This window comes from Pseudoflavonifractor gallinarum (genome assembly GCF_014982855.1).
Classification (GTDB): Bacteria; Bacillota; Clostridia; order Oscillospirales; family Oscillospiraceae; genus Pseudoflavonifractor_A; species Pseudoflavonifractor_A gallinarum.
In genome coordinates this window covers 67332-92672 of the sequence record NZ_JADCKF010000012.1, presented here as the reverse complement: position 1 = coordinate 92672, position 25341 = coordinate 67332, and the positions used below count along the sequence as shown (strand labels likewise).

Here is a 25341-nt window from a genome sequence, read left to right as displayed (position 1 = left end):
CAGTCCGGTCAAAAAAGGAGTCCGCAGCCCATTTTTATCGAAATTTCTTATAAAATAAGCTGTTAATATTTATAAAACAAATTGTACAGTATCGTAACAGTTTGCTAGGATGAACTTAAAATGCAACCATCGCTTGCGGCACGCTGCCGCGGAACCAGAGAAAGGAAGACCGCCTTATGGATACCAGTAAAGAGGGACTTTTAAAGGAACTTTCCCGCTGTGTACTGGAAATGGAAGATGACACCGTCGCGGATGTGGCCCGCATGTACGCCTCCCAGGGCTATGACCCGGTAGACGGCATTCTTCTTGGATTGGTGGACGGAATGAACCGCGCCGCCACGCTCTATGATGAGGAAGAATATTTCATCCCGGAAATGCTCATTTGCTCCAGCGCGATGTACAACGGCCTGGAGGTATTGCGTCCCCTGCTTCCACAGGAGTCGGAAAAGCAACCGTGCAAAATCATCATTGGCGTCGTTCAGGGAGATACCCATGATATTGGTAAAAATCTAGTCAAAATCATGTTGGAATCGGCCGGATATACACTGGTGGATTTGGGGCGCGACGTGCCCGCCGACCGCTTTGTCTCCGCCGTAAAAGAGGAAAATGCCCAGGTGGTGGCGATGTCCACCCTGATGTCGACCTCCATGGACTATATGCGTCAGGTCATTGAAGCCCTTACGTCCGCCGGTCTGCGCAGTCAGGTCAAAGTCATTGTGGGAGGGGCTCCGATCTCCCCCGCATTTGCAGAGCGGATTGGAGCGGACGGATATTCCAGCAGTGCAACGGAAGCGGTCAAACTGGTCGCACGTCTGGTAGGGTGAGCATCGGATGGAAAACAGTCTTACATCCAGCGCCTTCAAGACGCCGCTCATGTGGGGACGACAGATCGTCCCCCTTGTATTTGCCCGGGCGGCATGATGAACATGATCGTAGACGAAGCGATGGAAGCCGCAAACAGCTTCTGGCCAGAGGCACATTGCGATCCTCAAAAAATGGCCGCCCTGGCCAAAGTCATGCGGCAAAACGGCGGCTTTGAGAATTACGGCGTGCCGTTTTGCATGACGGTAGAAGCGGAGGCCATGGGGGCTGTCGTGGACCTGGGCGGCGCACATGTGGAGCCGCACGTCACATACAGCCCGCTCCACTCCTCCGGGGAAGCCGACCGTCTGACCTCCATAGATCTGACCCAGGGGCGTCCGCACTGTGTGCTGGAGGCAATCCGCATGTTGAAGCAGGAAAATGACGGCGTTCCCACAATCGGCAATGTGACCGGACCCGTCAGCGTGGCCGGAACTCTGGTCGATATGACGGCGCTGCTGAAGGAAATGAGGAAAAGTCCGGAGACCTGTGTCCATTTACTGGAAAGGATCACCCACGAGCTCATCCGTTACGCCAGAGCACAGATCGAGGCCGGAGCAGATGTCCTCTGCATTTCCGAGCCCAGTGGCACCGGTGAGATTTTGGGCGCCCGCCATTTTCAAACCTATGCGCTGCCTTATATCAATCAAATTCTGGACGCAGTGGAGGCCCCGGTAAAAATCGTCCATATTTGCGGAAGGCTCCACAGTATTTACGGGCTGTTGGATCAGATTCACTGTGACGTGTTCAGTTTTGATGCCATGGTCCAGCCGGAGGAAATCAGGCCTTATTTGGGCAGCAAAGCGGTCATGGGCAACATCAGCACGCACGCGCTGGGAACGATGCAGCCCGAATGGGTGGCTGCCCTGACCAAGACCGCACTCAAGAACGGGGTCGACATTGTTTCCCCCGCATGTGGTCTGCCGGTCACTGCCCCTTTTCAAAATATCCAGGCAATGGTACAGACTGTCCAGACATACAAAAGGACGGGTTCGTAAGAGAATGCAGGAATATTGTTGTCAGCGAGATCAATATCTGATCTCCGAAGAAATGCTCTCCTCTTTGGGAATCAAGGCAAGCAGCATCTATGAGAATGAAACAACCATTGCCCGTCTTGCACAGGCAATGGGGGAAACGACTGGTACCGGATACGCCATTCTCCCCTTTTGTCACACCGTAGAGGCAAAGGCACTGGGGGCGGACATTCTGCCAGCGGATGCTGCGGCCGGTCCACGCCCCGGGCGCTATGTATACGAGACACTCTCCCAAATTCCCCTGCGCTCCTTTGTGCACACCCCGGAAATCCAGCATCTGTTGGCGGCCTGTCAGGAATTACACCGCACCGGAAATAAGGTGGCCTTTCAAATCACAGGCCCCATCTCCATGTTAAGCTGTCTGATGGATCTCTCCTCTCTGTTCCGGACCTGGCGAAAGCAGCCGGATGCTGTCTCTGCTTTTCTGGAACAACTGGTTCCGCTGATGCTGGAATATGTAGAGGCCATCTGCTGCGCCGGAGCTGATGCCATCTCCTATGCCGACCCCGCTGGAACCGGAACGATTCTGGGACCGCGTTACACCGAGGCAATCCTGCAGTTATTCACATTGCCTTTTTTACAGGCCGCATCTGAGTACTGCGCAGACCGCACCGCTCTGATGGTCTGTCCGTTAACCATGGCAGATCTCACCAAAACTTCTGCCTTTCCTCCAGGACGTGCTGCCGCAAACCGGCTTTTGTGCCGCTGTGTGAAAGCGCCTTCCAAGCCGCTTCTTCACTAGAACCCCTCTGCTCCTTTTATAGCTATCGCCAATTTAGAATGCACCCAATTATAGATAGAAATGATTGGAAAATGCAAAAAAAAGAATGCTAAGATGTTTGGGGCAAAAATAAATTGTCTGAATTGGAAAGAAAGAAGGTTTCTCCTGAACATGAAGCGTATGTTGTCTCTTGGCATTGCGGCTATGATGGTAGCCGCTCTGGCTGGCTGCTCGAATTCCAGTGCCTCCCAGTCCACTCCTCCCGCCACTTCCGCTACCCCCGCTCCCTCCGCAGAAGCGACGAACAATGGGGAGAGCAAGGTCGTCCGCATTGGTGCCTATGGCGCCCACGTTCCCTTCAATTATATGGAGGGCGACGAGCTGGTCGGCTATGAGGTCGATATCTGGAAGGAGATTGCCGAGCGCAACAATCTGGAGCTGGAGTATACCATTTCCAGCGATGTAGCCGGTCTCTTTACGATGCTGGACACTGGAAAGATCGACACGATCCTCTGCCAGGTCAGCGCTACGGAAGAGCGTGCAGAGAAGTATGACTTCTCCGATCCCTATATGTACAGCCCCGGCGGATGGTTCATCAATGAAAACAGCGACGATGTCAACAGCATTGAGGACCTTTTCGGCAAGAGCGTGGGTGTCATCGCCGGCAGCGTCGATATCGATATGTACAACGAGGCAGATCCCGAGGGCAAAATCGAGCAGGTGATCTACTCCAACACGGCAGCCGCCTATGAGGATGTGCGTCTGGGCCGTCTGGATGCGGTCGGCATCTCCATCCCCCAGGGTTCTTACCTGATCAAGAACGGCGATGTCTCCGGACTGAAGGTCAGCGGTTATAACGGAATCACCGAAACCGATATCTTCCCCTTCCTCAAGGGTACCAATGAGGACCTGCGCCAGATGGCAAACGATACCATCAACGACATGCGCGAAGATGGCAGCCTGGCAGAGCTGTCTATCAAATGGTTTGGGGCGGACGTGACGGAGCAGCCCGAAGCGTAAGCGCGTTCAACGACTGAGCACACTACAAACGGGTGGGACAAAATCATTGTCCCACCCGCTTTTCTAGCTTATATCTGGATGGATTGAGGGGGTATCCCGTTTTGTTTGACCAATTGGACCTTGTATATATGGTAGAAGTGTTCCCTACCCTATTGGATGCTACGAAGGTCACGCTGTTTCTTTCCGTACTGGCACTGGTCCTCGCCTTTGCGCTCGCCCTTGTGCTGGCCTTCATCCGCTATTTCAAAATCGCCATTCTCTCCCCCCTGGTACAGCTATACGTCTCCTTTTTCCGCGGTACTCCCCTGATTACACAGCTCTTTCTGGTTTACTTTGGTATTTTTACCTTAAATCAATTTTTGACCAAACTCTCCCCCACCTACGCCGTCGTGGTTACCCTGGCGCTGAACAGCGGCGCCTATATGTCCGAGACGATCCGCGCTTCCTTTGCATCGGTAGATCAGGGCCAGATCGAGGCGGCCGAATCGCTGTGCATGAGCAAATTGCAATACATGCGCCGCATTGTATTCCCCCAAGCCATGCGGGTGGCATTGCCTTCCCTGTTTAATTCCCTGATCGATCTGATCAAGGGAACCTCCATCGCATTTACGATCGGTGTCACCGAAATGATGGCCTGCGGTATTTACGAGGGCAGCCGTCAGTTCAATTTCTTCGAGATTTATTTGGATGTGGCCATAATCTATTGGATTCTTTCTATCATCCTCAGTTTTCTCCAGCGCAAACTGGAAAAAGCTCTGAATGTCTATCAGTGAGGAAATAAAATGATTCAAATTGAACATCTCTATAAAAATTTTGGACCCACGCAGGTATTGAAGGACATCAACCTGCGCATCGAGCAGGGCGATGTGGTTGCCATACTGGGGCCTTCCGGCACCGGAAAATCCACCCTGCTGCGCTGTTTGAATTACCTGGTCACCCCCACCAGCGGCATTATAACCGTGGGTGATGTGCGGGTGGATGCGCAGAAGTACCGGAAGCAGGATGTACTTGCCCTGCGAAAACACCTGGCCATGGTATTCCAAAATTACAATCTGTTTCGAAACATGACTGCGTTGGAAAATGTAGCCGAAGCACTGATCACGGTCCACCGACGCCCCAAGTCCGAGGCGATGGAAACCGCCCTCAAGCTGCTCCAGAAAGTGGGGATGGAGGAGCGGAAAGACTTCTATCCCTCAAAGCTATCCGGCGGACAGCAGCAGCGTGTGGCCATCGCCCGTGCATTGGCCGTAAATCCGGATGTCATTCTCTTTGATGAACCGACCTCAGCGCTGGACCCTGAGCTGGTTGGAGAAGTCCTGCGTGTCATGCAGGAGCTGGCTCGTGAGGGGTCCACCATGCTGGTGGTAACCCATGAGATCGGCTTTGCACGCAGTGTGGCCAGTCGTGTGCTCTTTATGGACGGCGGCGAGATTGCCGCCGATGGTCGGCCCGATGAGATTCTGGACCACCCAAAGCAAGAGCGCATTCGTCAATTTCTCAACATCATGGAGCATCAGCCCATCTCCGACCAATGACCATAGGAGGGAACAATGGATAGAATGACGAGCAGCGAACGCATGGCATGTCTGTTTGCAGGAAAGCGACCGGACCGGGTCCCGGTCATCCCCCATATGGAGGCCTTTGCCGGTGTCATGTGCGGAATGTCAACTTACGAGTGGTATAATTTCCCCGAGAATGCATACCGCAGCCAAATCTGGTGTCAGGAACTGTTCGGCTATGACGGTGGAAAATGCTATGACGTCTCCTCTGGAATCGCCGGAGATTTTCCAGGTGGCGAGGTCGTCATTCCGCAGGAGCCCCGGCTTTCTCTGCCCTATGCGTCCCGCTTGGCCGCTCCAACAGAGGCCGATGTGGAAAAGCTCACCCTGCCGCGCAGCATTGATGAGACATTTGATGCCAAACGCATCCTGGAGTTCAACCGGATCTGCTACTGCAACGGAGAGGGCGTCTCTGTATTTGCCGGTTCCCCCACCAGTGTGGTGCAGTACTTGGTCGGCGCAGAAAATCTGGTCCGCTGGATGATCAAGAAACCCGAGCTGGTCCACCGCCTCATGCGTTTTGCCACGGATTATATCTATTTTTTGGCTCAGGCATACCTGGATGAGTTTGGACCAGAACCTCTGGGCGCCGGAATGGCCTGTCCATTGGAGTCCAATGCACTTCTCTCCCCGCGCCAGTTTGAAACCTTTTGTCTGCCCTATCTGGTGGAGATCTTTGAAACGTATCGGGAGTGGAAGATCCCCATTACGGGCCTGCATCTGTGCGGCCGTCATGATAAAAATCTTCCCATCATCAAGGCAAACATCCCCTTCCACGGAAGAACTCTGATTACGGTGGGCGCCGAGACCGATTTGGAGTATCTGGGAAAAGTCATGGGCCCTGATTTTATTTTGGGCGGAAACGTACGCAGCATTACCCTTCAAAATGGAACGCCGGAAGAAGTTTATGCGGAATGCGCGGCTATTTTAAAGAAAATGAAGTATTTCCCCGGCGGCTTTGTGCTTACGCCTGAGTGTACCATCAGTTACCTGACCCCGCCAGCCAATTTTTATGCCATGCTAAAAGCCGCAAGAGAGCTGGGCGCATACGATCCCAGCGAATCTCACAACTAAGCCGCTCACATGCCGCTGAAAAACCCGGTGCGCTCTATCCTCTTCTCCGCCGATTTTCCCCACGCCCTTGCGCAATGTGGAAAAGGGTCCTATAATGGGCCGTGTACCTGTCGGCTCTGCCGGACAGGAGATCGACGTACCGGGAGGGACATGATTTGCAGCAGGAACGCACTGCCTCCATGCTCAACGGCTCCATTCGCAAAAGCATCACCCTTTTTGCGCTGCCCATCTTCTTCGGCAACCTCTTTCAGCAGCTCTACAACACCGCCGACTCCCTGATTGTGGGCAACTTTCTGGGCAGCAACGCGCTGGCCGCGGTCAGCTCCTCCAGCAGCCTTATCTTTATGCTCATCGGCTTTCTGAGCGGCGTCTCCATCGGCGCAGGGGTGGTCATCGCCCGGTATTTCGGTGCCAAGGACTACGACCACATGCGCCTGGCCATCCATACCACCGTGGCCTTCGGTTTGGCCGCCGGTGTGGTTATGACCCTGGTGGGGATGCTCCTCTCGCCACAGATCCTCTTATGGATGGCTACGCCCCAGAATGTCATGGGGGACTCTGTGCTCTACCTGCGGCTTTACTTTGCCGGCTCCCTCGGTTTTGTCCTTTACAACGTTTCGGTTGGTATCCTCCAGGCGGTGGGAGACAGCCGCCATCCGCTCTATTATCTGATCATCTCCTCTCTTATCAACATTGTGCTGGACCTGGTATTCATCGGGCCCTTCCACATGGGGGTGGAGGGGGCGGCCATCGCCACGGTCATCTCTCAGCTGGTCAGTGCCGTTCTCTGCCTCATCCAGCTGGTGCGTACCCAGGACTGCTATCGCCTGTATCTGTCCAAAATCCGCTTTGACGGTGAAATGCTGCGGCAGATCATCCGGCTGGGGCTCCCCTCCGGCCTGCAAAACTCCATCATCGCCTTTGCCAACGTGGTGGTCCAATCCAACATCAATGTGTTTGGGGAGATCGCCATGGCCGGCTGCGGGGCCTATTCCAAAATCGAAGGGTTCGGATTTCTCCCCATCACCAGCTTCACCATGGCACTCACCACTTTCACCGGCCAGAACCTGGGGGCCGGACAGCTGGAGCGCGCCAAAAAGGGGGCGCGTTTTGGCATTTGGACCACGGTCATCCTGGCCGAGATCATCGGCGTGCTGGTCTTTGTCTTTGCGCCGCAGCTCATCGCCGCTTTTGACTCCAACCCGGAGGTCATCCGCTTCGGCATCGAGAAGGCCCGCACCTCTGCGCTCTTCTTCTTCCTGCTGGCCTACTCCCACTCCATTTCCGCCCTGCTGCGCGGCTCCGGAAAGGCCATGATCCCCATGGCCGTCATGCTGGTCTTCTGGTGCGTGGTCCGGGTGACGTTCCTCACCATCACCGTTCCGCTGACCCAGAGCATCCAGATGGTCTATTGGGTCTACCCCCTCACCTGGCTGCTCAGCTCCATAGCCTTTTGGATCTATTACCACCGGGCCGACTGGCTCCACAGCCATTTTTGAGCTGTGGTCCGTTCAACCCGAAGTAAAACCCGGCTGTGCCTCTCTGCACAGCCGGGTTTTTTGTGTAAAAAATTTTGCTGTTCTGCAAGAATACGGCACGGTCCTCTTGACAGGTCAAAATACGGGCTATATACTTAACAACGTTAACTATATAGAAGAGGGATATCTATGCAGATCGAATGGACCGATATGGCGCACTATCAGCAGCAGCTGCAAAAGGTCGTGCGGGCACTGCTGCCGGCACGGCAGTCCACCCTGACGGCCAGTGAATGTGAGCTGTTGGCAAGACTCTATTTGAATCCCGGGCAAAATACCCCTTTCCTGCTCAGCGAGGGGAGCGGCATGAAGAAGGAAGCGGTGAGCCGCTGCCTGAAGTCGCTCTTTGAAAAGGGCTGCGTCCGCAAGGAGCGCCAGGCGGAGGATGAGCGAAGCTATCGTCTTTTTATCACCGAATCCGGCCTGTCTGAACTGAAAAAGGGATATGAGAGCATTTTACAGCCCTTTTACGACCTGTGGCGCAGCACAGGAGACGTATTTGAGCAATTTCTATCTCATACCGATCAACTGGCCGCACAGATCGAGAAAGGACCGAACAAGCACCTTGACCATGAAATTTTATGATGCCTTACAGATGGACCCGTCCATTCTAAAGCGAAAGATCGTCGCCTGTGAAACGCTGCAGGAAAAGAATTATTATTGGTTGGCAATCACGGTGCGCTCCGTGCTCATCGTGGCCTTTGCCATTGTATTTATCAGCCTCCTGTCCGGCATCTTCGGCGCGGATAACACCGCCATGGCCGTAGCGTTATTCTGTATCATGCTGGGCCTGCGCTTTGTCAATTTTAAATACTGTGTCGGTGATTCCCTCTTCACACTGGCAATCGCCCTTGCCATCCTGGTGCTGGCGCCCAGTGCAGCGGCCGTGATCCCTCTGGTAGGCCTGATCCCGCTCCATTTTGCGGCCTTCTTTGGACTGCTGTATATCACCACCCAACGGCCGGAGCTGGGAAATGGCGGTCTGTACAGTTTCGCCTACGTCTATCTGACCGGCAATCCGGTCAGCGGCGAGGCCCTTGTCCGCCGCGGCATGCTTGCCTTGGTGGGCTACCTCATCTGCGGCGCGATCCTCTTTGCCAAACACCGGGAGCTGCACAAAAAGATCCGCTTTCACCATGTAGTGCGGAAGTTCAGCCTCTCGAATCCCGTCCATCTCTGGCAGCTGCGCATGGCCCTGGGGGTCAGCCTGGCATTATCGGCGGGACAGATCTGGGGAATGGAGCGCTTCATGTGGATCGGCTTTGCCTGTGCATCCCTACTCTCCCAGTATCCCTACTCTCATGATACTACTCTCCGCTTCCGGCAGCGTATCGTGGGCGCCGTTGCAGGCTCCTGTCTGTTTTTTATACTCTATCAGCTCACCCCTGAGGCGCTGCATTCCCTGCTCGGTCCGCTGGGGGGACTGTGCCTGGGCTTCTGCACCGATTACCGCTACAAAACGGCGATGAATTGCTTCGGCGCACTGATGTTGGGTGCCGGTATTTACGGTGTCCAGCAGGCCGTCCTGCTCCGCATCGTCAATACCTTCCTGGGCGTGGCGTTTGGACTGCTCTTTGCCCTTCTCTTTCACAAAGTGGTCGCCGCAAAGTTTCTCCCCGCGCCGGAAGAGCAACCCTCCTGACCTGGAACCCCCTTTCTGCGATTGGGCGCCCGGTGCACCCATACAGCCAAAACATCAAAATGCCAGGGTCCCGCCCTTACAGCGGGTCCCTGGCATTTTCTCTCTTCCCGAAAATAATTGTCTGCGGCCCATTCCTATTTAGAACAGGGTCCTCTCATTCTCGGCGAACAGCTTGTCGTTGATGGCACTCAACGGCGTATGGTGAATGATCCCGTGGCTGATGATGGCATCCCGCTTATTTTTGGGATAGACCTGGGCATAGGCCGCCTGCTTGAGCAGGCGCTGGGTCTCATCCAGCGTTGCATCCAGGCCGATGCACAGACAGAGCAACCGATCCCGGGACGGTTTCCTCCGCCCGGAAAAGATCTGATGGAGGTACACCTCACTCATCCCGGCCTTGCGGGCCAGTCCCGCCTTGGAAAGGCCGCTCTTTTCATACAGCTGTCCCAGGAGTTCCGAGACGCTCCAGTCACAGAAAAACTCCTGATTTTCTTTGATATAAGAATCAATATCCGGCTGGGTCATCAATTCCTGCCGGAGGTCGTCAGTGGTCTTTTCTTTCACCACAGATCCCCCCCTCTTTACTTCCGTGGTCAGATTGTATATACTAAATCTACAACATTTTGTGATTGATAACAATATGCACACTGCATAGTGTCTCTGATTTTGGGGTGATTTCCATTTATACTTGGTTGCAACATCGTCTCGAAGAAGAATACGACCCTGTGCGCATGCTCAAGCAGAGCGACCGGGGCAGCGTTCAGCTCATCCGTCACAAAGCCTCCGGCCAGCGCTTCATCCTCCGGCAGTTCACCGGCAATCCGGAGGTCTATTACAAATTACTGGACTACACCTGTCCCAATCTGCCCACGGTGTTTGAGGTGGCGAGCCTGGGGAGCGAAAACCTGGTGGTGGAGGAATTTATCGCAGGCGATACCCTGGGCTTTCTGCTGGAGGGCGGACTTTTTTCCCCGGAGGAGACCAAAAAAGTGGTCATTCAAGTGTGCCATGCCCTGTGGGTCCTCCACTCCATCGGCGCAGTCCACCGGGATGTGAAGCCGGAGAATATCATCCTCCGGGGAGATCAGGCGGTGCTCATCGACTTTGATGCCGCCCGCCTGCATAAGCCGGAGAATGAGATGGATACCCAGATCCTGGGCACCACCGGCTTTGCCGCCCCGGAACAGTACGGCCTGTCCCAGTCGGATATCCGCACCGACATCTACTCCCTGGGCGTGCTCATCAACGTCATGCTCACCGGAGAACATCCTTCTAAAAAGCTGGCAGGGGGCAAAATGGGCCGCATCGTGGACCGCTGTACCCACGTCAACCCCCAGCACCGCTATAAAAACGTGCTGCGGCTGATGGAGGCTCTCTGAGGATGCCCGGGCCGGTAAAGCCCTGCCCCCACTGCGGCGCCTCCCTTCCGGAGGGCGCCTCTTTCTGCCCCTACTGCGCAAAGGATCTCCATCCCCGGCAGGCGGTGTTCGTACCCATCCGCCGATGGCTGCGGCCACTGAGACGGGCCGGGCTTCTGCTGGCGGCGGCCGCTCTGATCGCGGCCTTGATTTTGCTGTATGACGCCGTCACACCCGACGTGTATGACGCCTATGGGGAGCTTATCTATGAGATGGACGGCAGCGACTACCACCTGGCGGTCAGCTTCCGCAACGACGGTACTCCGGAGCCGGAATACACCGTACAGGTGGAGTCGGACGAAAGCTATCAACGTTCCTCCAAGCTGATCATTACCCACGTGGACACCGGGATCGACGCGGGGCGGATGTTTAACCAGCAAATCGACTCCTGCCAGGTCCGGGTGCTCCAGCCGGACAACGCCTCCCCGGTCATCTGCCATGCGCCGCTCTTTTCCGACGATAACGCCGGCAGCCTGCTGGTCTCCACGCTGGATTTTACCGGAACGAGCCAGGGACCGGTGGAGGTAGAGTGGCGCATTGACATGAAAAATGGGGACACCATCCTTCTCCGACAAACGCTGGCCTTTGAGCCGGTGGACACTATCCACTACTACCCGGAGGACTACGACATGGACACCATCGAGGACCTCCAGGCCCTGGTGGACCAGATCCAGGAGGAGGTCCCCCTGCCCACGGTGGTGCGACTCCACCTGCCTCCGGTCCATTATGAGGGAGGGCTCACCATTGACAAGCGGTCCATCCAGCTCTCCGGCTCGGTGGATGAGAAGAATATGCGCACCGCTTTTTTGGGGCCGGTGGTCATCCGGCCGGAGCAGGACCCCCTGACCATCATCGAAAACATTGACTTTCGTGGCAGTGGCTCTGACACCGGCCTCACCATTGAGGCCGACTGCCGGGTGCGCAACTGCCTCTTCACCGGTTGGGACACTGGAATGCTGGTGGGCGGGGAAGACTGGGCCGACCCGGTGGGGTGCTCCTTTGAGGACAACGACGTGGGACTGTGCTTCCACAGCGCGGGCTCCTATGTGAACTGTACCGATTTTGAGGGCAACACCTTTCTCCGCAACCAGATGGCGGTAAATCTGCTGCAAGTACCTGGTACGCAGACCATCTACTTCTCCGGCTGCCGGTTCTCCGGTAACAACGCCAACATCAATAACCCCACCGGCCATGTCATTGATACCACTTACGCCACCTTTGAGTAAACGGGAGAATCCCTATGAAGCACGACTGTCCCCACTGCGGTGCGTCCCTGTGGTCAGGTGCCTCCTTCTGCCCCTACTGTGCCCGGAGCATCCGCCCCCGTCAGGAGGTGGATGTACCTGTTCGCCGGTGGGTGGGCCCTTTGAAGCGTGCCCTTCGGCTGTTGATCTTGGCCGCTCTGGCAGCGGCCGCGGTTTTACTATATGACGCCGCCACTCCAGACGTATACAATGCCTCTGGGGAGCTGATTTACCATCTGAACGGTCAAGACTATCGCCTGCTGCTCACCTTCCGCAACCTCCCCACCCCGGAGGCAGAACGCACCATGCCGGTAGAGGCGGACGGTTTCTATGAGCGCGCCTCCAAGCTCTTTATCTTCCACCAGGACAGCGGAACGGATGCAGGGCAGATGTTTTATCAACACACCCAGTCCGTTCAGGTCCGGGTATTTCAGCCGCCGGACAATCCCTCCCCTGTGATCTGCCAGCCCCCCATCCGTGGTGAGGAACTGTCCGAGGGTCTGCTGGTCTCCTCGCTGGAGTTCACCGGTCAGAGCCGGGGGCCGGTGGAGATGGAGTGGACCATCACCATGAAAAACGGGGATACCATCTTTCTGTGGCAGACCCTGAACCTCCAGCCGGTGGACTCCCTCCACTGTTACCCGGAGGACTATGATATGGACACCATCGAGGACCTCCAGGCCCTGGTGGACCGCCTCCAGAAGGAGGTCCCCCTGCCCACCGTGATCCATCTCCATCTGCCCCCGGTCCAGTATCAGGGCGGACTCACCATTGACCGGCGGGCCATCCAGCTCTCTGGCTCCGCAGACGAGCAGGGCCGGCGCACCACTTTCCTGGGGCCGGTGGTCCTCTCGCCGGAGCAGAATTCCCTGACCTCGATTCAAAACATCGACTTCCAGGGGAACGGCTCGGGCACCGGCCTTACCATCGAGGCCGACTACCGGGTGAAGGACTGCCGCTTCACGGGCTGGGACGTGGGCATGCTGATCGGCGGAGAGAACTGGGCCGATCCCATCGACTGCTGGTTCGAGGACAACGGGGTTGGTCTGCGCTTTGACAGCGCCGGGACCTATTTTAACTACACCGATTTTACCGGCAACACCTTTGTAAACAATGGAATAGGCATGGATCTGGTCCGGGTACCAAGCAATCATACCATCCGCCTGGCCCAGTCCCGTTTCTCCGGCAACGAGGAGGATATCCTCAATGCCACCGACAACATTCTCAGCACGGTACATGTCATCTTTGAATGAAAGAGAGGTTCTTCATGGAACATAACTGCCCACACTGCGGCGCGCCTCTGCCGGCAGATGCCTCCTTCTGTCCCCACTGCGCCCAGAGCATCCGCACCCGGAAAGCGGCCGCCGTTCCCTCCCACCTGTGGCGTAAGGGCCTGAAATGGGTTCTGCTGCTGGTAATTCTGGCGGCGGCAGCGGCGGCAGGCTGGGTACTGCTGCACGATTCCCCCACCGGCCTCCCCGCCGGGGAGACCACGGCCGTGGTTTTTCAGGAGGACGAAGACGGCATGGTGACGGTCACCCCCGAATATCTGGAGGAGTTCTTCCCCACCCTGACCTGCATCGACTTCGGCACCACCTCCAAGAGCAGCCGCAATATCGACGACTACCTGGTGGACAGCTACCAGATGGCCCTGCTGGTATCCTCCCGGGGAGCCCAGAGCGCCGTGGGGGAGCGGGGGATGTACAGCGCGGGGAACGACTCCAACAACCGGGTGGCTCTGCTGATCTTTGACAGCAACACCCACCTGATGGGCTACTTCATTGGCTCCCCCACCAGCCTGGGGGACGGCAAGTGGCAGATGGACGTGGTAAACTGCGACTATGACTTCACGGAACTCTACGAAGAGGAGCTGGCCGCCTTTGAGGGCAACTGGGAAGACGATTTCTCCACTTACATCTCTCCGGAGGAGATTCCCTCCTCCGGGGCGGTGTGGTTCTTAAAGGGCTTCGACACCAGCCAGGGCCCAGTGCTGCGGAAGGACGATGCCCAGATCTACTCCCTGTGGCACACCCTCCACAGCCCGGAGCTGGAGCGCCAGTGCCGGGAGATCGAGCGGCTGGAGGAATTCCTGCCCAAAGAGGGCCGGTGGCGGTGCTACCTGCTGCTGGACCAGGACTACAACCTGCTGGGCTACACCATGCTGGATCATCAGGGGAACGGGGGATAAGCCATGGAGTACAAATGCCCCCACTGCGGCGCGGGCCTGCCGGAAAATGCCGTTTTCTGCCCCCATTGTGCGAAGGACATCCATCCCCGGAAAGCGGTAAAAAAGCCGGTCCCCCTGCTGAAAAAGCTGCTGCTGGCCCTGCTGGCTCTGGCGGTGCTGGCCGCCGTCGGGTTCGGGCTGTGGGCGGTCTTCGCCCCCAGGACCTACGGCGGCTATGGAGAGGTCCGCTACGGGGACTATCAGCTCCTGCTCACCCAGAGCGTAGACCGCTACACCCCCGTACCGGAGCTGACCATTCCCGGGGAGCCGGAGGGCCAATACCGGGTGCCCTCCCGGCTGTTTGTCAACGACACCCATAACGGCGTGGACGCCTCGGAGGCCTTCCTGGCGGAGGTGGTGGAGGTAACGGCGGCCTTTACCGGCCAGGAGGACAGCCCCTCCCCCTTCGTATGCTCCCAGCCCGCCTACAACGAGGGCGCGCCCGAGTGTCCCCTCATCTCCCTCATCGACTTCACTGGGCAGAGCGCCCCGGCGGAGCTGGTGTGGACCTTTCACATGAAAAACGGAGACACCATTTCTCTCCGGCAGACCTATGAGGTAGTTCCCATCCCGGTGTACGACTACCACCCGGAGGACTACCCCATGGACACGGCGGAGGAGCTCCAAGCTCTCATCGATGCCATCGGCAACCAAGTGGACGACCCTGTGGCGGTCATCAACCTCCACCTGCCCCCGGTGACCTATGCGGACGGAATCACGATCCAGAGCCGGAGCATGAACCTGTACGGTTCTGCCGACGAAGCCGGGAGGCGTACCACCTTCACAGGCCCCGTTCAGGTGGTGGCACCTAACAGCGAGATCGCCTATCTCCAAGACATTGACTTTGTGGGGCGCGGCAGCGGCACCGCCCTCTCCGGCTCTGCCCCCTTCCGGGCCACAAACTGTACCTTCACCGGCTGGGACACCGGTGTACTGGCCTACAGCACCAGCTGGGCCAATGTCATCGGCTGCACCTTCCAGAATAACGGCATCGGCTTCCAATTCGACAGCACGGGAGAGTACGCCAACCACTCCATGTACAACGACAACCTCTTTGAGGGCAATGATGTGGCGGTGCAGCTGGATAACGTCCCCACCGACGTGGTCCTCAACTTCCAGGGTTCCGTCTTCCGGACCAACGCCCAGAGCATCCTCAACTCCTGCGACCAGCCCCTGGACCTGTCCCAGGTCACCTTTGAGTAAAGGAGAATCTCATCATGGAACACAAATGTCCCCACTGCGGCGCGGACCTGCCGGAAAACGCCGCCTTCTGTCCCCACTGCGCCAAGGACGTCCACGCCCGGAAAAAGGTGAGAAAGCCTATCCCTCTGCTCAAAAAGCTTCTGCTGGGCCTGCTGGCCCTGGCAGTAATCGCCGCCATCGGTGTGGCTGTCTGGTACTATAATCGCCCCTATGTGCCCCAGCGGTATGACGAGCTGGGTGTGGTGTACTACGAGAGCGGAGATAAGACCTATCAGCTGCTGGTGGCCTGGCCCAACGACCGCTGTGCCCCCGCCCCCGACATCTACCAGCAGGGCTCCCCTGACGAGGAGTATCGCTGGCCCTCCCGGTGGTATGTCAACGACGCCGCTACCGGCGCCGATGCCTGGGCGGAGTTTGAGCCTCTGGTGGAGAAAGTCACCGTGGAGGTGGTTCAGGACGAGAAGGCCGCCGATCCTCTCACCGCCGGAGAGCCCAGTCACGACGAAGAGTACTCCCCCGACGCCGCCATGATCTGCTCCCTGGATTTTACCGGCGATTCCGGAGAGCCCCAGATCGTCTGGACCATTCAGATGCAGAACGGGGACGAGATCCGCATCCGCCAGAACATCCATGTTACCCCCATCATCACCCACGAGTACCACTGGCAGGACTACCCTATGAACACCGTGGAGGAGCTGCAAGCCCTGCTGGACCAGACCGTCCGGGAGGTTGCCCCCTCCGATCTGATCCACATCTACCTGCCCCCCGTGACCTATGAAGGGGATCTGAAGCTGGCCCGGGCCTATGAATTCTACGGCTGCACCGACGAGGGGGCGGGGCGCACTGTTCTCAAGGGCTCGGTAACTATCGGCAGCGGCAATTACCAGTTCATCTCTTATTTCTATGACATGGACTTTGTTGGAGACGGTACCGACATCGGCATCATTGCTCCCGTCAAGACCTGGGCCATCGGCTGCTCCTTTACCGGCTACAAGACCGGTTTCCAGTCCCAGGGGAGCGCCTGGGTGAATGTGACCGAGTGTACCTTTACCGACAATGAGGTGGGCTTCCACTTCAACTCCACCGGACAGTCCGCCTCCGACAGCCGCTATCACGATAATCACTTTGTGAACAATGGCACCGCCGTGCTGCTGGAAAACGTGCCCACCGATCTGACCCTCAGCTTCGATGGCTCAGAATTTTCCGGCAACGGCACGGATATCGACAATCCCTCCGGCCACAGCATCGATACCTCCAAGGCGCTGTTCCAGTAATCTTCCCGATCCGCCAAGCGGCGCGTCATAAAGACGCGCCGCTTTTCTGTTCCTCGCTTCTATCGGTTTTCTCTATATCACTTTATCTATTTATTTTATTTGTCAATTTGAACTTCCTTCGGCACACTGCTATGATAGAAAACGGTAACATTGCTTTTCGTCAATCAGTGTAGCGGATGTGAATATGAAACAGAGTATCCTTTCCATCAACCAGGTTTTTAAGTCTTTTGGGCGGATCCAGGTCCTTCACGGCGTCTCCCTGGAGGTACAGCAGGGGGCTATCACCGCTATCGTAGGGGATAACGGCTCCGGTAAGTCCACCCTGATCAAAATCCTCTCCGGCAACCTCCGGCCCGACCGGGGGGAGATCCAAATCGGTGGACGCAGTTATCACGGTCTCACCATCCCCCAGGCCATGGACCTTGGAATCCGGACCGTGTATCAGGACCTGGCACTGGATAATTTTAAAAACAGCGTGGAGAACATTTTTCTGGGCAGTGAGCGCATGCGCGGTCCCTTTCTGGACCGGCGCGCCATGGCAGAGGAGGCCAGGCAGCTTCTGGAGGACATCCATGTACAGATCCCCGACCTGACCCAGCCCGTGAACCATCTCTCCGGCGGACAGCGTCAGGGGGTGGCCATTGCCCGCGCCCTGCGCCGCCCGGGCTCGGTCCTGTTGTTGGACGAGCCCACTGCCGCCATGGGCATTCAGGAGAGCCACAGCACGCTCCAAATGCTCTCCCGCCTCCGGGAGCGCGGTATGACCCAGCTCATCATCAGTCACAATCTTCACCAGGTCTTTGCCTTGGCCGATTTCATCTATGTACTGCGCTCCGGACATATCATCGCGGGAGCTGCCACGGCGGATACCACCATCGACGCCCTTCAGGACCTGATCCTGCGCCGGGAAAGCGAGGTGGAGGAAGTATGATCGCTCTGAAACGCTGGTGCTCCAGGCAGTCCACCTCCCTGCTGCTCCTGGTGGTATGCCTGGCCATGATGGTCTTTCTGTCCATACAGACCCAGTCCTTCTTTTCCCTGAAAAACGTGGTCAATATCCTGGAGGCCAACTCCTACCGGCTGCTCCTGGCCTGCGGGATGATGTGCATCATCTCCTCCGGCGCCATTGACCTCTCGGTGGGATCCATCCTCTCGTTCAGCGCCATCTGCACTGCTATGGCACTGAAGGGCGGACTGTCGGTTGGACTCTCCATCCCCCTCGCCCTGGCTCTGGGCGGAATCATGGGGGCTATCAATGGCCTGCTCATCCACTTTACCCGCATCAACGCCTTTATCATCACCTTGGCCACCGCCTTTCTGTACCGGGGCCTCTCCCTCATTGCCACCCAGGGTATTCCCATCACCAAGCTGCCCCAGGGTTTCCGCTCCTTTGGCTGCGGCGATCTCTTTGGTATGGAGTCGGGCGTCACCATGGCTCTTCTGGTCATTGTCTTGCTCACCCCTCTCTTTTACCACATGCGCTGGGGCACCTATGTGACCTCCCTGGGCGGCAACCCGGAGGCGCTCAAGCGCAGCGGCGTGCCCATTGGACGCTACCGGGTCTCGGTCTTTGTGCTGATGGGTGTTCTGTCCGCGCTGGCCGGCATCATTGTCACCGCCCGGCTCAACTCGGCCGAGGCCAACGCCGGCCTCAATATGGAGATGGATGCCATCTGCGCCGTCATCATGGGAGGAACTGCGCTGCACGGCGGCCGGGGCAATCTGCCCGGTACCGTGATCGCCGTGTTTCTCATGGGACTCATCCGCAATGGCCTGACCATTCTGAGCGTCTCCTCCTACTACCAGCAGTTCATTACCGGCGCCATGCTGTTGTGCGCGGTGGTCATTGCGGAGTTCCGGGAGCGCAAAAGCCGTATCGGCTGATCCAACTGGTATAAAGGAAAGAGCTTCCTTTATCATAATCTGTCTTACAGGAGGATATAAGATGATGAAAAAATGGTATTCCCTTCTGCTGGCGGCTGCAATGCTCTTCAGCCTGGCCGCCTGCGGCTCTTCCGCCAATGTGGAAGGCACCCCCGCCCCTCAGGAGAGCACTCCCGTGGTCAGCGCCACCCCCGCCCCGGAGGGTGAAGGTGCGGACAGCGGCCTCTCCCCCACCGTGCAGCAGCTCTATCAGGAGTTTGACGCCGCCATGGAGGCCCAGATCGGCACCATGCCCGAGCAGTTTGGCGACATCAAGGTGGGCGCTGTGGTGATCTCTCTCACCAACCCCTTCTGGGTCAACATGAAGAACTACTACGAGGCCGCCGGTGAGGAGATGGGTATTGACATCGATGTGCAGACCGGCACCACCGAGGGCGACACCGCCTCCCAGCTGGACGTGCTGATGACCATGGCCGACATGGACTATGACGTCATCATTGTCTCCCCCATCGACGGCACCAACCTGATCCCCGGCATCGTCAAGTGCAATGAGAACGGCGTCAAGGTCATCAACCTGGGTCCCGGCGTGGATGTGGATGCCCTGGAAGAGGCCGGCGGTCATCTGGATGCCACCATCACTGTGGCCTTTACCGAGCAGGGTGAGACCGTGGCCAACGACATGATCTCCCGTCTGCCCGACGGCGGACAGGTCGCCATCCTGGCCGGTCTGGCCGGTGCCGGCCAGAGCGAGGGCCGCACCTCCGGCGCCAAGTCTGTCTTTGAGGCCACCGACAACATCGATCTGGTGGCGGTGCAGAACTGCGACTGGGACGCCACGCTGGCCTATGACGCCACCAAGGCCCTGATCACCGAGTACCCCGACCTCAAGGGTATCTTCTGCTGCAACGACACCATGGCGCTGGCCGCCGTGGAGGCACTCACCGCGGAGGGTAAGGAGGGCGTCCTGGTCTACGGTGTGGACTTCACCGACGACGCCCGTGCCGCCATCAGCGCAGGCACCATGACCGGTTCCATGTCCTACTCCAGTGAGCGGTACACCAAGGCCGCGCTTCAGATGGCGGTGATGCTCAACGAGGGCGAGACCTTTGAGAACAACATCTACCTGCCCCTGACCCTGGTCACCGTGGACAACGTCAACGACCTGGAAGGCTGGAAGTAATGCATTCGTTTCTGATTGAATCGGCACTGCTCACCCATGGGTTGGTGTCCATCTCCAACGAGGAGATGCTGCGCCGCTGGCCTCAGGAACTGGACAACATTGCCTGGGTGGATGCCGGACAGGTGGTGATCGGCTCCATGGCGGAGTTTCTCCCCTTCCGGGACCGCGCTTCGGAGCTGTGCCGTATCAGCTATGACCGGCTGCCCGCTGCACTGGAGGAGGGGCTTTCCGGTGCGCTGACTGCCTCGGGAACCATGGCCGTCTGCCAGCAGATGGGACTTCCACTGGCCGTGACCTGCGGCATGGGCGGCATCGGTGAGATCCACAGCGAGGCCCTCTGCCCCGACCTTCCGGCTCTCCGGGATATTCCAGTGGCGCTGCTCTCCACCTCCCCCAAGGACATGCTGGATATTCCGGCCACCATTCAGTGGCTGACCGACTCCGGCGTGCGGGTCCTGGGAATCGGAGGGGATCGCTGCACCGGCTATCTCTTCCAGAGCGCCGACGTGCCGCTCTCCGGCACCTGGAGCGGGGAAATGCTCTCTCAGGAGCACGTCCGGCTGCTCCTGCTCCACCCCATTCCCGCTCACAAGCGAGTCGGGGACCTCTCCCTGCTGGCGGAGGGCATTGCTGCCGGAAAGCAGGCCGAGGCCGAGGGGCGGGAGTATCATCCCGCTGCCAACGCCGCCTTTGACCGTTTGACCGACGGATACTCTTCCCAGATCCAATTTGAGTCCATCTGCGCCAACGCGCTTCTGGCCGCCCGGTTGACCGGTGAGAGGTAAAATAATCATTGTTTATAAGGATGTGTCACAGAGACTCCGTGACACATCCTTATTTTTATAAATAGCTGTAAAATACCCGTTGCCTTTCCCCCTCTTTTTCCTTTATGATTAGAGATAAGAGCTGGGCAAAACACGGCCCGACCGTCTCAATGTGTCATTGGGGGCGATGTGTTTTATGATCGAGCAATCCTCTGTTTTATCTTATCTGGATGCGAGCCTTCTGTTTCGCAGTTTTACTTTGGAAGAGCGTCTGGAACTTTTGGACACCCTGAATGCGCGGCAATCCCACCTTCCCAAGGGGACCACCGCCCTGCAGGATGGGGAAGAATGCTCCGAGGTCGGCGTGATCCTTACAGGACGTCTGCACCTGTTCCACACGGATATCCACGGCAACAAAAATCTGATGGATACCCTCGGCAGAGGGGAGTCCATCGGCCTCATCAATGCCGTGGGACACTACCGCCTGCACATTTCCGCCATCGCCATGGAGGATACCGATCTTCTCCGCTTCCCCGTGGACATGCTTCTGCGAGACCATACTTTGACCTCTCCGGTGCAGATCCGTTTTCTGCAAAATCTTACCCTGGCGCTGGCCCAGGCCGCCCAGCGGCTGACCCGAAAGCTGGAGGACAGCATCCGCCGTTCCATCCGGGAGCGGCTGCTGGACTATCTCTCCGCCCAGGCCCACCAGGCTGGAAGCCGTGTCTTTCCCATCCCGCTCAACCGGCAGGATCTGGCGGACTATCTCTTTGTGGACCGCAGCGCCATGTCCAACGAGCTGTGCAAAATGCGGGATGAGGGCCTGCTCCGCTTTGACCGCAACGCCTTTGAACTGCTGGACGCCCTCTCCCTCACCCCGGAAGAGTCCGACCCAAATGTCTGAATATCGTTTTCTCCCCCGGTAACCGCATGGTTATCCGGGGGAATTTTTTGCGTATTTTTCTCTTTTTCCCCCGTTTTTTCTCCTCCGTTGTCTACACAACCGTTTTTCTGCCTCATTTATGACATGATAGATATAACCCCCAGTGGCAAAGGTCCCATGATTTTGAAAGGATTGGATGTGCCGCCTATGAAACCAGCTTCTGTCCTATTCCTCTTCTTCCTCTACTCCTTTGCCGGCTGGATCTGGGAGTCCTGCTATGTCTCCCTGCATACACGCCGCTGGACCAACCGCGGTTTCCTCCGCGGCCCATTCCTTCCCATCTACGGCTTTGGGGCCCTTCTGATCACAGCTCTCTTCACCCCCTTTGCCACTCACCCTCTGCTTCTCTTCCTGGCCGGCATGGCCAGTGCCACCGTGCTGGAATATGGGACCGGTGTTTCCCTGGAGCGTATGTTTCATCAGCGATATTGGGATTACAGTTGGTTTCCTTTTCAGCTCCACGGCTACATCTCCCTGTATTCCTCCCTCTGGTGGGGCTTCTCCTCTCTGCTTCTGGTCCGCTTTCTTCACCCCCTGGCCACTTCCTGGGTATGGACCCTCCCCGCAGGAACCGTGATTCTTTTCACCAGCCTGCTCCTCGTGCTGGAAAGCATCGACTTGCTTCACTCCCTGCATCGGACCCTTCCCGCTCACCTTTCTACCGCTGACACACCGGCCGATCCATTTCTCTCCACCTGCTTCAGACCTCTCCCATTTTAAAGAAAGGCGGTTCTGTCTATGAATCCTTCCTCCCGTCCTCCCTATGACATCCACGATGCGGATTACGAGCAGATCCTCGATGATCTGCCCGCCGCTCCCATCAACCGGAAAAGCGGACTTCTCTCCGGCCCCGCCGGTCTCTTTCCCCTGATTGAATCGCTCTCCTATGCCGCAGGCTTCCTCACCGCCTCTGCCGGCGTCATCCAGATCTCCGCCTTTTATGCCCTGTACAAAGCAAAGCTCTCCGGGGCAGGCTGGGTCCTGGCCGGTGGTATCCTGAATCTGCTTCTGAGCGTGGTCATTCTCCTCAACCCGATCGTGAGCTGGTTTTCCCTGACCGCACTGTGGGGCGTCTATCTGTTGGTCTCCGCCATTGCACTCTCGGCTGAATCCTGGTCCGGCCGTCGTGCCGTCCGCTTCTAAGCGTATCTGTGAGGTGTCTATGAAAAAACTCGCACTGCTTCTCTTTCCTCTCCTGGCGCTGGCCGCAGGGGCGTTCTCCTGGACCCTGTCCGGCAACGGCCTGGAGACCGTCTATCCGCTTCTGGCCCTCTCGCCTCTGACACCACCCGGCGCGGTATTTCCAGTGGTGTGGACCATCCTCTATCTGCTTATGGGATTGGGCCTGGCCCTCGTTGTCCGGAAGGGCGGTCCTGGTACCTCGCTCGCCGTGGTGATCTGGGTGTTACAGTTGGCCGTCAATGTGATCTGGAGCCCGCTCTTCTTTGGCCGCGGAGATTATCTCGCCGCCCTGCTCTGTCTCGGGGTCCTGTGGCTATTGATCCTGCTGATGCTCTTTGCCTTCCACTCGGTCAGCCGGGCGGCGGCATGGCTGCAGATCCCCTATTTCCTGTGGGTTAGCTTTGCCGGGTATCTGAATTACACCGTCTGGGCCCTCAACCGCTGACCAGCTTTCCCCATCCTCTCCACTCAAACTGCAAGAGCTGCGGCAATCCGGCGCAGCAGAAAGGCAAGGTATTGCTATGATGTTTCAATTCTTCTGGACCCGAAGCGCCTCCATCTGGATCTCCATCCTCTATATGGCCCTGGGTCTGCCCCTGCTCCTCTTCCCTGGAATCAGCGGCACGATCTTTGTATGGGCCCTCTCCGCCGGAGCCGCCGTCTACGCCGCCAGTCATCTCTTCCGCTATCTTCAGAGCCGTAAGGCAGGGGAAAGCTCCGGAGGCGACCTCTTCCTCACCGTCCTCCCGCTGGCCTTTTCCCTCTTTGCCCTGTTCTGGCCCCAGGCCATCCTCTCCTTCCTCCCTCTGGTGCTGGGCGCTCTTCTGCTGATTGATGGAGTGGGCAAGGCCCCCCTGTTCTTTTCCGCCCTCCATCTGCGGACCTCTACCCTCATTCCGCTGGCCCTCTCCTCCCTGATTCCCCTCATCCTGGGTATCCTGCTCATCGTCAATCCGTTCCATGCCGCCCGTATGACCATCATGGTTTTCGGTGCCGCTCTGATTGCAGACGGCGTGAGTGATCTGGCCACGGCACTGGCTTCCCGCAAACTTCCCACCGCTCCTCCCCCCGACTCTGTCCCTACCGACCCCACTTGATCAAAAGGAGATCTCTTATGAATCTGTATTTCTGTTCTCACTGCGGCAACGTAGTTACCAAACTCACCGATTCCGGCGTGCCGCTGATCTGCTGCGGCCAGCCCATGACCCTGCTGGAGCCCGGCTCCACGGGCGGCGCCGTGGAAAAGCACATCCCCGTGGTACAGCAGGGCAACCGCTGGATCATCCTCAATATCGGCAGCAGCCCCCACCCCATGACCGAAGCACACTCCATCCTCTGGGTCCTGTTGGAGACCGAGCATGGCTTCTACCTGCGCCATCTCTCCCCCGGCAGCGACCCACAGGCCGATTTCCTGCTTCCCTGCGGTGAGTCTCCCATCGCCGCCTACGCCTACTGCAATCTCCACGGGCTGTGGAAAACCAACGCCATTTCCCGCTCAGACACCCTCTGTTGAACCACGATCCCCGCTCCTCTGTCCACAGGAACAGCCCTCCATCCACTCCTCCACCATTAGAAAGGCGGAAGCTCCCATGTATAAAAACTCTCTCATCTCCAGCACACACAGTGAAAATACAGAAAAGGTCAACGCAAAAATGACCGAAGCCGTGATGGCCGCACTCAAGGCCATCCACAGTGCCGCCTCGCCCGACTCCATGGAGCCGGAGGACCTGAAGCGTCAGCGCCTGGGACAGGAGGTCCTGGGTCGGCTGGTCTCCCCACCCATCGGCTTCAGCTGGGAGCCCTTTACCCTGGACGGCATGCCCATGGCCTGGGTCCGTCCGGAGCGGGGGCATGACCGGCGCCGGGCCATTCTCTACTGTCACGGAGGCGGTTACACCAGCGGAAACCTGGGATATGCCCGGGTGCTGGCCGCCAAGATGGCGGGGGCGACCGGATGTGCGGTTCTGGTCTTCCAGTACCGGCTGGCACCCGAGCACCCCTATCCCGCTGCGCTGGAGGATGCCCGTGCCGCCTGGGATTATCTGATGCGGCAGGGGTGGGGCGCCCGTGACATTCTGCTGGCCGGTGACTCCGCCGGCGGAAATCTGGCGCTGGAACTGGCGATGACCCTGCGGGACGAAGATCGCTTTCTCCCCGGCCGCCTGATCCTCTATTCGCCCTGGACCGACATGACCGCCTCCGGCGACTCCTATGAGAGCTGCAGGGATCTGGACCCCATGCTCTGCGCCGATTATATCCATGCCGTGCGCAGTGCCTATGCCCCCAACACAGACTGGAGCCGCCCTGAGTTCTCCCCCCTGTTTGGGGATTTGCGGGGACTGCCCCCGACGCTCATCCAGGTGGGTGAGCGGGAGATCCTGCTCTCCGACTCCCTCCGGCTCCAGGAGGGACTGGCCCAGGCCGGCGTCCCCTGCGTGCTGGAGTGCTGGAAGGATCTGTGGCATGTATTTCAGATGTTCCCTCTGAAAAGCGCCAGCGAGGCAATGGAGCATGTGGAACATTTCCTCCATCAGATGGGCTGATTTTCCCCCAAGCGCATCAAAATACATCCGTAT

28 protein-coding genes are annotated in these 25341 nt (G+C 57.8%); 27 read left to right on the top strand and 1 reads right to left on the bottom strand.

The features are described from left to right. The first annotated feature begins 176 nt into the window (after positions 1 to 176). The 10 genes from INF37_RS13065 (at position 177) to INF37_RS13020 (ending at position 9446) form a co-directional block, all read left to right on the top strand. Complete coding sequence (locus INF37_RS13065) at positions 177 to 824, top strand: corrinoid protein (RefSeq protein WP_193538740.1); 648 nt, start codon at positions 177 to 179, stop codon at positions 822 to 824. A gap of 24 nt (positions 825 to 848) precedes the next feature. Continuing rightward, complete coding sequence (locus tag INF37_RS13060; protein ID WP_193538775.1) at positions 849 to 1859, top strand: uroporphyrinogen decarboxylase family protein; 1011 nt, start codon at positions 849 to 851, stop codon at positions 1857 to 1859. 4 nt (positions 1860 to 1863) lie between these two features. Next, a complete protein-coding gene (locus INF37_RS13055) occupies positions 1864 to 2637 on the top strand; it encodes a uroporphyrinogen decarboxylase family protein (RefSeq protein WP_193538738.1) in 774 nt (257 codons plus the stop codon). A gap of 150 nt (positions 2638 to 2787) precedes the next feature. After that, positions 2788 to 3636: a transporter substrate-binding domain-containing protein gene (locus INF37_RS13050; RefSeq protein ID WP_193538736.1), complete on the top strand. Its 849-nt coding sequence runs from the start codon at positions 2788 to 2790 to the stop codon at positions 3634 to 3636. Positions 3637 to 3737: 101 nt separating this feature from the next. Beyond that, positions 3738 to 4409, top strand: coding sequence for an amino acid ABC transporter permease (locus INF37_RS13045; RefSeq protein WP_207724982.1), 672 nt, complete (start codon positions 3738 to 3740; stop codon positions 4407 to 4409). 9 nt (positions 4410 to 4418) lie between these two features. Further along, complete coding sequence (locus INF37_RS13040) at positions 4419 to 5171, top strand: amino acid ABC transporter ATP-binding protein (RefSeq protein ID WP_101692107.1); 753 nt, start codon at positions 4419 to 4421, stop codon at positions 5169 to 5171. A gap of 15 nt (positions 5172 to 5186) precedes the next feature. Further along, complete coding sequence (locus INF37_RS13035; RefSeq protein ID WP_193538734.1) at positions 5187 to 6269, top strand: uroporphyrinogen decarboxylase family protein; 1083 nt, start codon at positions 5187 to 5189, stop codon at positions 6267 to 6269. 179 nt (positions 6270 to 6448) lie between these two features. Further along, positions 6449 to 7768, top strand: coding sequence for an MATE family efflux transporter (locus INF37_RS13030; RefSeq protein WP_193538773.1), 1320 nt, complete (start codon positions 6449 to 6451; stop codon positions 7766 to 7768). A gap of 168 nt (positions 7769 to 7936) precedes the next feature. Continuing rightward, complete coding sequence (locus INF37_RS13025) at positions 7937 to 8389, top strand: MarR family winged helix-turn-helix transcriptional regulator (protein ID WP_207724983.1); 453 nt, start codon at positions 7937 to 7939, stop codon at positions 8387 to 8389. After that, on the top strand, positions 8376 to 9446 hold the full coding sequence (locus tag INF37_RS13020; RefSeq protein WP_193538732.1) for an FUSC family protein: 1071 nt from the start codon (positions 8376 to 8378) through the stop codon (positions 9444 to 9446). The genes INF37_RS13025 and INF37_RS13020 overlap by 14 nt, the downstream gene beginning before the upstream one ends. 138 nt (positions 9447 to 9584) lie before the next feature. On the opposite strand, the gene INF37_RS13015 is transcribed toward INF37_RS13020, so the two are convergent. Next, complete coding sequence (locus INF37_RS13015) at positions 9585 to 10013, bottom strand: helix-turn-helix domain-containing protein (RefSeq protein WP_328821079.1); 429 nt, start codon at positions 10011 to 10013, stop codon at positions 9585 to 9587. 164 nt (positions 10014 to 10177) lie between these two features. Between INF37_RS13015 and INF37_RS13010 the strand changes: the two genes are divergently transcribed. From INF37_RS13010 to INF37_RS12930, 17 genes are all read left to right on the top strand, one after another. Next, on the top strand, positions 10178 to 10825 hold the full coding sequence (locus tag INF37_RS13010) for a serine/threonine protein kinase (protein WP_207724984.1): 648 nt from the start codon (positions 10178 to 10180) through the stop codon (positions 10823 to 10825). 2 nt (positions 10826 to 10827) lie between these two features. After that, complete coding sequence (locus tag INF37_RS13005) at positions 10828 to 12090, top strand: zinc ribbon domain-containing protein (RefSeq protein WP_193538730.1); 1263 nt, start codon at positions 10828 to 10830, stop codon at positions 12088 to 12090. Positions 12091 to 12104: 14 nt separating this feature from the next. Continuing rightward, complete coding sequence (locus INF37_RS13000) at positions 12105 to 13361, top strand: hypothetical protein (protein WP_193538728.1); 1257 nt, start codon at positions 12105 to 12107, stop codon at positions 13359 to 13361. 14 nt (positions 13362 to 13375) lie between these two features. Continuing rightward, positions 13376 to 14296, top strand: a complete 921-nt coding sequence (locus tag INF37_RS12995) for a zinc ribbon domain-containing protein (protein ID WP_193538726.1) — start codon at positions 13376 to 13378, stop codon at positions 14294 to 14296. 3 nt (positions 14297 to 14299) lie between these two features. Continuing rightward, complete coding sequence (locus INF37_RS12990; RefSeq protein WP_193538724.1) at positions 14300 to 15538, top strand: zinc ribbon domain-containing protein; 1239 nt, start codon at positions 14300 to 14302, stop codon at positions 15536 to 15538. Positions 15539 to 15552: 14 nt separating this feature from the next. Further along, positions 15553 to 16812: a zinc ribbon domain-containing protein gene (locus INF37_RS12985; protein ID WP_193538722.1), complete on the top strand. Its 1260-nt coding sequence runs from the start codon at positions 15553 to 15555 to the stop codon at positions 16810 to 16812. 184 nt (positions 16813 to 16996) lie between these two features. Beyond that, complete coding sequence (locus INF37_RS12980) at positions 16997 to 17743, top strand: ATP-binding cassette domain-containing protein (RefSeq protein ID WP_193538720.1); 747 nt, start codon at positions 16997 to 16999, stop codon at positions 17741 to 17743. Continuing rightward, a complete protein-coding gene (locus INF37_RS12975) occupies positions 17740 to 18696 on the top strand; it encodes an ABC transporter permease (RefSeq protein WP_193538718.1) in 957 nt (318 codons plus the stop codon). The genes INF37_RS12980 and INF37_RS12975 overlap by 4 nt, the downstream gene beginning before the upstream one ends. 61 nt (positions 18697 to 18757) lie before the next feature. Continuing rightward, complete coding sequence (locus INF37_RS12970) at positions 18758 to 19876, top strand: sugar ABC transporter substrate-binding protein (RefSeq protein WP_235964338.1); 1119 nt, start codon at positions 18758 to 18760, stop codon at positions 19874 to 19876. Beyond that, positions 19876 to 20661, top strand: coding sequence for a pseudouridine-5'-phosphate glycosidase (locus INF37_RS12965; protein WP_193538716.1), 786 nt, complete (start codon positions 19876 to 19878; stop codon positions 20659 to 20661). The genes INF37_RS12970 and INF37_RS12965 overlap by 1 nt, the downstream gene beginning before the upstream one ends. A 175-nt stretch (positions 20662 to 20836) precedes the next feature. Further along, positions 20837 to 21544, top strand: a complete 708-nt coding sequence (locus tag INF37_RS15770; protein WP_235964337.1) for a Crp/Fnr family transcriptional regulator — start codon at positions 20837 to 20839, stop codon at positions 21542 to 21544. Between the two features lie 186 nt (positions 21545 to 21730). After that, entirely contained in the window at positions 21731 to 22303 is a 573-nt protein-coding gene (locus tag INF37_RS12955; RefSeq protein WP_193538714.1) for a putative ABC transporter permease, read from the top strand. 18 nt (positions 22304 to 22321) lie between these two features. Beyond that, positions 22322 to 22726, top strand: a complete 405-nt coding sequence (locus INF37_RS12950; protein ID WP_193538712.1) for a hypothetical protein — start codon at positions 22322 to 22324, stop codon at positions 22724 to 22726. Between the two features lie 19 nt (positions 22727 to 22745). Next, positions 22746 to 23210, top strand: coding sequence for a TspO/MBR family protein (locus tag INF37_RS12945; RefSeq protein WP_101692123.1), 465 nt, complete (start codon positions 22746 to 22748; stop codon positions 23208 to 23210). 76 nt (positions 23211 to 23286) lie between these two features. After that, positions 23287 to 23862, top strand: a complete 576-nt coding sequence (locus tag INF37_RS12940) for a DUF308 domain-containing protein (protein WP_193538710.1) — start codon at positions 23287 to 23289, stop codon at positions 23860 to 23862. Positions 23863 to 23879: 17 nt separating this feature from the next. Beyond that, positions 23880 to 24278, top strand: coding sequence for a desulfoferrodoxin family protein (locus tag INF37_RS12935; RefSeq protein ID WP_193538708.1), 399 nt, complete (start codon positions 23880 to 23882; stop codon positions 24276 to 24278). Positions 24279 to 24354: 76 nt separating this feature from the next. Continuing rightward, positions 24355 to 25308, top strand: coding sequence for an alpha/beta hydrolase (locus INF37_RS12930; RefSeq protein WP_193538706.1), 954 nt, complete (start codon positions 24355 to 24357; stop codon positions 25306 to 25308). Positions 25309 to 25341: the final 33 nt, after the last annotated feature.

Coding starts and splice junctions, on each gene's coding strand:
- INF37_RS13065 (WP_193538740.1), top strand. CDS start 177: ATGGATACCAGTAAAGAGGGACTTTTAAAGGAACTTTCCCGCTGTGTA.
- INF37_RS13055 (WP_193538738.1), top strand. CDS start 1,864: ATGCAGGAATATTGTTGTCAGCGAGATCAATATCTGATCTCCGAAGAA.
- INF37_RS13050 (WP_193538736.1), top strand. CDS start 2,788: ATGAAGCGTATGTTGTCTCTTGGCATTGCGGCTATGATGGTAGCCGCT.
- INF37_RS13040 (WP_101692107.1), top strand. CDS start 4,419: ATGATTCAAATTGAACATCTCTATAAAAATTTTGGACCCACGCAGGTA.
- INF37_RS13035 (WP_193538734.1), top strand. CDS start 5,187: ATGGATAGAATGACGAGCAGCGAACGCATGGCATGTCTGTTTGCAGGA.
- INF37_RS13030 (WP_193538773.1), top strand. CDS start 6,449: ATGCTCAACGGCTCCATTCGCAAAAGCATCACCCTTTTTGCGCTGCCC.
- INF37_RS13025 (WP_207724983.1), top strand. CDS start 7,937: ATGCAGATCGAATGGACCGATATGGCGCACTATCAGCAGCAGCTGCAA.
- INF37_RS13020 (WP_193538732.1), top strand. CDS start 8,376: ATGAAATTTTATGATGCCTTACAGATGGACCCGTCCATTCTAAAGCGA.
- INF37_RS13010 (WP_207724984.1), top strand. CDS start 10,178: ATGCTCAAGCAGAGCGACCGGGGCAGCGTTCAGCTCATCCGTCACAAA.
- INF37_RS13005 (WP_193538730.1), top strand. CDS start 10,828: ATGCCCGGGCCGGTAAAGCCCTGCCCCCACTGCGGCGCCTCCCTTCCG.
- INF37_RS13000 (WP_193538728.1), top strand. CDS start 12,105: ATGAAGCACGACTGTCCCCACTGCGGTGCGTCCCTGTGGTCAGGTGCC.
- INF37_RS12995 (WP_193538726.1), top strand. CDS start 13,376: ATGGAACATAACTGCCCACACTGCGGCGCGCCTCTGCCGGCAGATGCC.
- INF37_RS12990 (WP_193538724.1), top strand. CDS start 14,300: ATGGAGTACAAATGCCCCCACTGCGGCGCGGGCCTGCCGGAAAATGCC.
- INF37_RS12985 (WP_193538722.1), top strand. CDS start 15,553: ATGGAACACAAATGTCCCCACTGCGGCGCGGACCTGCCGGAAAACGCC.
- INF37_RS12980 (WP_193538720.1), top strand. CDS start 16,997: ATGAAACAGAGTATCCTTTCCATCAACCAGGTTTTTAAGTCTTTTGGG.
- INF37_RS12975 (WP_193538718.1), top strand. CDS start 17,740: ATGATCGCTCTGAAACGCTGGTGCTCCAGGCAGTCCACCTCCCTGCTG.
- INF37_RS12970 (WP_235964338.1), top strand. CDS start 18,758: ATGATGAAAAAATGGTATTCCCTTCTGCTGGCGGCTGCAATGCTCTTC.
- INF37_RS12965 (WP_193538716.1), top strand. CDS start 19,876: ATGCATTCGTTTCTGATTGAATCGGCACTGCTCACCCATGGGTTGGTG.
- INF37_RS15770 (WP_235964337.1), top strand. CDS start 20,837: ATGATCGAGCAATCCTCTGTTTTATCTTATCTGGATGCGAGCCTTCTG.
- INF37_RS12955 (WP_193538714.1), top strand. CDS start 21,731: ATGAAACCAGCTTCTGTCCTATTCCTCTTCTTCCTCTACTCCTTTGCC.
- INF37_RS12950 (WP_193538712.1), top strand. CDS start 22,322: ATGAATCCTTCCTCCCGTCCTCCCTATGACATCCACGATGCGGATTAC.
- INF37_RS12945 (WP_101692123.1), top strand. CDS start 22,746: ATGAAAAAACTCGCACTGCTTCTCTTTCCTCTCCTGGCGCTGGCCGCA.
- INF37_RS12940 (WP_193538710.1), top strand. CDS start 23,287: ATGATGTTTCAATTCTTCTGGACCCGAAGCGCCTCCATCTGGATCTCC.
- INF37_RS12935 (WP_193538708.1), top strand. CDS start 23,880: ATGAATCTGTATTTCTGTTCTCACTGCGGCAACGTAGTTACCAAACTC.
- INF37_RS12930 (WP_193538706.1), top strand. CDS start 24,355: ATGTATAAAAACTCTCTCATCTCCAGCACACACAGTGAAAATACAGAA.